Source organism: Verminephrobacter aporrectodeae subsp. tuberculatae At4, assembly GCF_000193225.1.
Taxonomy (GTDB): Bacteria; Pseudomonadota; Gammaproteobacteria; order Burkholderiales; family Burkholderiaceae_C; genus Acidovorax; species Acidovorax aporrectodeae.
In genome coordinates, this window is sequence record NZ_AFAL01000160.1 from 1 (window position 1) to 4573 (window position 4573).

Below are 4573 nucleotides of genomic sequence, written 5' to 3' on the forward strand. Positions count from 1 at the left end.
GGCGCGGTCGCGACCCATAGCGCGTGCGCGGCGGGGTGCGCGGCGATGGGCCGCGCGCCACCGGCCGGGCTCATGCGGCAGCCCCTGCGGGGGCGTGCAGCACGCGGCGCAGAAAGTCCTGCGTGCGCGCCTGGCGCGGCGCTCCGAGTACCTGCGCTGCCGGCCCCTCTTCGAGAATGCGGCCGCTGTGCAGAAAGCACACGCGGTCGGCCACCTCGCGCGCAAAGCCCATCTCGTGCGTGACCACGACCATGGTCATGCCCTCGGCGGCGAGTTGGCGCATGACCTCGAGCACGTCGCCCACCAGTTCAGGGTCGAGCGCCGACGTGGGCTCGTCGAACAGCATGGCCTCGGGGCGCAGGGCCAGCGCGCGCGCCATCGCCACGCGCTGCTGCTGTCCGCCCGAGAGCTGCGCCGGCCAGGCCGCTGCCTTGTCCGCCAGGCCCACCTTGCGCAGCAGTTCCAGCGCGTCGTGCCGGGCGCAATCGGGGCGCTGGCCCTTGACGTGGATCGGGCCCTCCATCACGTTTTCGAGCACCGTGCGATGGGGAAACAGGTTGAAGCGCTGGAACACCATGCCCATGCGGCTGCGCAGCGCATGCACCGTGGGCGCGCGCTGGTCCACGCGCTCGCCGAAGGCGCGCACCTGGCCACCCTGGTAAGACTCGAGCCCGTTGATGCAGCGCAGCAGCGTGGACTTGCCCGACCCCGAGGCGCCGATCAGGCACACCACCTGGCCGCGCTCCACGTGCAGGTCCAGGCCCTGCAGCACGCGCTGCGCACCGTAGGTTTTTTCCAGGCGCTCGATCACGATCATGGCGCTTTCCTGCCCGCTGCGAAGCGGCGCTCGATCCCCCGCAGGCCCCAGACCAGCGGCAGGCTCAGCGCCAGGTAGAGCAGCGCGACCAGCGTGTACACGGTCATGTTCTGGAACGTCGATGCGGCGATGAGCTGGCCGGCGCGCGTCATTTCGGCCACGGTGATGGTCGAGACCAGCGACGAATCCTTGAGCATCATCACCAGCGTGTTGCCGTAGGGCGGCAGCGCAATGCGCAGGGCCTGGGGCAGGACCACGCGGCGCATCAGCAGCGCAGGCCGCATGCCCATGGCCAGCGCCGCCTCGCGCTGGCCCGGGTCCACGGCCTCGATGCCGGCGCGGAAGTTCTCTGCCTGGTAGGCCGAATAGGCAATGCCCAGCCCGATCACGCCGGCCTGCATGGCCGAGAGCCGGATGCCCACGTCGGGCAGAACGAAGTAGATGTAGAACAGTTGCACGATGATCGGCAACCCGCGGACTCCGTTGATGAACGCGGCCGCGCCCCAGCGCAGCGCGCGCAGCGGCGAGAGTCGGCACAGCGCCAGCGCCAGGCCGAGCACGCTGCTGAGCAGGAACGACAGCGCCGTGACCTGCACCGTGACCCACGCGCCCTGCAACAGGATCGGCAGGAACTCGCGCGCATGCTGCACGAAGGCTTGCATGGTGATCCATCCTCTGGTGAGAGAGAGGGGGGGGCAGTTCAGATGCCCCATTTCCGGATGATCTGCGCCAGCGTGCCGTCGGCCTTGATGGTGGCGATGGCCCGGTTCAGCCGCGCCAGCGTCGCGGCGTCGCCCTTGCGCACCACCAGGCAGACGTCGCCCATGCTGCTGGCCTGGTAGCCTGCGGCGAGCTTCACGCCGGGCAAGCTGTTCTGGCGGATCTGGTAGGCGATGACGGGCTGGTCGGCCAGGCCCGCCCGGATGCGGCCGAGCGCCAGATCGCGCGCCATGTCGGCCACCGAGTCGTAGCTGCGCACCTCTTTGAAGATTCCCTTCTTGTGCAGCATGTCGAGGTACACCGTGCCCACCTGGGCGCCGACGATCTCGCCGCCGAGCGCGTCAAGCGAGGCGTAGGCACTGGCCTCGTCGGCCCGCACGATCAGGCTCTCGCCGTAGGAGTAGACCGGATCGCTGAAGTCCACCACCTGCTGGCGCGCCGGCGTCTTGAGCAGCGCGGCCGAGATGATGTCGATCTTGTGCGCGGTGAGCGAGGGAATCAGCGCCGAGAACACCGTCTGCTGCACCGCCACGCCAAAGCTGCCGGCCCTGGCCACGGCCTGCACGGTGTCGACCATCATGCCCTGGATGCGGTTGGTCTTCAGGTCCAGAAAGGTGAACGGAATCCCCGAGGCCGTGGCGCCCACGGTGTAGCTGGCGGGCACGGGGCTTTGCTGCGCGGCTGCAAGCAGGGCGGCGCCTGCGGTGCACAGGCCCAGGGCGATGCGATAAAGGGGGCCGATAGGGCGCTGCATGGGGTGACTCCTGTGACTGTGACGAACGCGGGGGTTGAAGGGGGTGGAAATGATCGATTCTAATAAATCTGTAATAAATTGATACAACTCATTGAAAGATTTATTCGTATCGATATCCGATACGGACGCCGCTGAAAACCACCATGCCGCGACCCATGAGTACCGCACTGCCGCCCGACGCTGACGCCAACCCCTTGTTCAACCAGTCGCGGGAAAAAGGGCTGGCCGTGCTCTGCGGGTTCAGCGCGCAGCGGCGCAGCATGACGCTGGCCGAGGTGACCGCTGCTGCCGGGATCAGCAAGAGCTCGGCGCAGCGCATGGTCTTCACGCTGGAGCAGCTGGGCTTTGTGCGCAAGCACCCGCAGACGCGGCGCTACCAGCTCACGCCGCGCGTGATGCGCATCGGCCTGAGCTACCTGGCGGCCAACCCGCTGATCGATCTGGCCACCCCCTACCTCTCGGAACTGACGAACGGGACCGCCGAGACCTCCTGCCTGACCGAGGCCGACGGGCTGGAGATGGTTTACTTGGCGCGTTTCATCAGCGCCCAGTTCGTTCCCGTGCACATGCCCATCGGCAGCCGCATTCCCATGTACTGCACGGCCTCGGGCCGTGCCTGGCTGAGTGCGCTGCCCGAGGCCGAGGCCCTGGCGCTGCTGCGTGCGGGAGACCGCGTGGCGCACACCCGCCACACGCTCACCGACGAGGCCGCCATTCTGGCCGCGCTGGGCCAGGCCCGCGAGCGCGGCTACGCCGTGAACCGGGAGGAACTCTTCCTGGGCGACATGACGCTGGGCGCCCCGGTGATCGGCAGCCATGGCCGGCCCGTGGCCGCCGTGCACATCGTCGCACCGACGAGCCGCTGGACGCCCGAGCAGGCCGAGAGCCGCCTGGGCCCGTCGCTGCTCGCCTGCGCGCGGTCATTGAGCAATTCGGTGCGCGCGCTGGGTTGATACACGATCCGCGCAGCCTGTTATCTTGTGATCCGCGCGGATGCGGGGGTTGACCCGGCCCGCTACCGTTTATACGATCGTATCAACGAACAGGAGATTTCCCATGAGCACGTCAGTCAGTCAAATCAGCGCCTGGGGCAATGGCCTGGCCCTTCGCCTCACAAAACCGATGGCGAAGATTGCGGGCGTCACCGAGGGCTCGCCCGTCCGGGTGAGCGTCAGGCCGGGCCGCATCGTGATCGAGTCTGAAACGGAGCCGACGCTGGCACAAATGCTCGAGGCTTTTGATCCGAAAAAACACGGCGGCGAAGCGATGGCTTGTGGGCCGGCGGGCGTGGAGGCGTTTGCTGATGGCAAGCCGTAGGTCACCTCTGTGGGTGCCTGAGCGGGCCGAGATCATATTCATCCAATACAGCCCGCACGTCGGCAAGGAAATGCCCAGCGACCATCCGATGCTGGTGGTGTCGGTGAAAGAGTTTGCGCTGCGCACGGGGATCGTGATGGGCCTGCCGATGACGCATGCCGAGCACCATGCGGACAACCCGTTTGCCGTCGCAGCAGCGGGGGCCCAGGGCGAGGTCGGCTATGTGCTGACGAACCAACCCAAGTCCTTCGACTGGCGCGAGCGCAATGCGCGGCCGCATCCCTGGGGAGGGGGACACACGAAGTTGCTGGCTGCGGCCCTGAAGCGATTTGACGCGGTGTTCGGCGTGTGCAAGCACTGAACCGGGGCTGCGGCGCGTGTCATTCGTCGTTTACGGCCGGATGGCCTTCGCCGGCAGATTCCACAACCCGGAGTCGCTGGTGGAGATGGCCAGCGCGCCGTGCGCGATGGCGCTGCGGATATCTTCCGGGTTGCAGACGAAGCCGGAGGCCACGATGGGCGGCAATGCCTTGCGGTCGGCTTCGCAAATATGCGCCAGCATGGGCGCGGGCATCAGTTGTACGAGGTTCGGATCGCTTTGCTCCAGGGCCTTCACGCTGCGCGGCCACGTGGAGCGGTCGGTCACGAAGACTTTCTGCATCGTCACCATGGCGGCCCGGTTGGCGCGCTGTATCGTTGCCACGCGCGTGGACACCAGGCTGCTCACCCCGATGTCCGCCAGATACTCCACACCGCCCCGGTCCTGCGACAGGCCTTCGCTGCTGTCGATGTTCACGATGGCGTACTTGCCGGCCTTCGTCAGCGTGGCGATGACCGCCTTCAGTTTGCGCAGTTCCACGTTCGCCACGATGGAGACCTCGGCTTCGCTGGCGACGAAGATTTCGATCTGCTCGACGCCATAGAGCGTCGCGATCACCGGGTGTTTCGTCAGGCGGGCACCGAGG

Annotated in this window: 7 protein-coding genes; 3 read left to right on the forward strand and 4 right to left on the reverse strand. The window is 67.2% G+C overall.

The genetic code is table 11. The features are described 5' to 3' along the window. Nucleotides 1-70: 70 nt before the first annotated feature. The 3 genes from VTU_RS0105440 to VTU_RS0105450 are packed head-to-tail and all read right to left on the reverse strand — an operon-like array spanning nucleotide 71 to nucleotide 2291. Complete coding sequence (locus tag VTU_RS0105440; RefSeq protein WP_010101634.1) at nucleotides 71-817, reverse strand: amino acid ABC transporter ATP-binding protein; 747 nt, start codon at nucleotides 815-817, stop codon at nucleotides 71-73. Further along, nucleotides 814-1479, reverse strand: a complete 666-nt coding sequence (locus tag VTU_RS0105445) for an amino acid ABC transporter permease (protein ID WP_010101636.1) — start codon at nucleotides 1477-1479, stop codon at nucleotides 814-816. The genes VTU_RS0105440 and VTU_RS0105445 overlap by 4 nt, the downstream gene beginning before the upstream one ends. 38 nt (nucleotides 1480-1517) lie before the next feature. Beyond that, nucleotides 1518-2291 carry an ABC transporter substrate-binding protein gene (locus VTU_RS0105450; protein WP_010101639.1) on the reverse strand — a complete coding sequence of 258 codons (774 nt, stop codon included), beginning with the start codon at nucleotides 2289-2291 and terminating at the stop codon, nucleotides 1518-1520. A gap of 155 nt (nucleotides 2292-2446) precedes the next feature. Here VTU_RS0105450 and VTU_RS0105455 point away from each other — a divergent pair, with 155 nt between their 5' ends. From VTU_RS0105455 to VTU_RS0105465, 3 genes are all read left to right on the forward strand, one after another. Beyond that, entirely contained in the window at nucleotides 2447-3244 is a 798-nt protein-coding gene (locus tag VTU_RS0105455; protein WP_010101641.1) for an IclR family transcriptional regulator, read from the forward strand. A gap of 103 nt (nucleotides 3245-3347) precedes the next feature. Continuing rightward, nucleotides 3348-3608 (forward strand): AbrB/MazE/SpoVT family DNA-binding domain-containing protein, encoded by a 261-nt coding sequence (locus VTU_RS0105460; RefSeq protein WP_029554140.1) that lies wholly within the window; start codon nucleotides 3348-3350, stop codon nucleotides 3606-3608. Beyond that, complete coding sequence (locus tag VTU_RS0105465) at nucleotides 3595-3969, forward strand: type II toxin-antitoxin system PemK/MazF family toxin (protein WP_029554141.1); 375 nt, start codon at nucleotides 3595-3597, stop codon at nucleotides 3967-3969. Before VTU_RS0105460 ends, VTU_RS0105465 begins: the two co-directional genes overlap by 14 nt. A 30-nt stretch (nucleotides 3970-3999) precedes the next feature. On the opposite strand, the gene VTU_RS0105470 is transcribed toward VTU_RS0105465, so the two are convergent. Beyond that, nucleotides 4000-4573 (reverse strand): glycerol-3-phosphate responsive antiterminator (locus tag VTU_RS0105470; protein WP_010101646.1); only part of this gene is annotated, 574 nt, incomplete at its 5' end.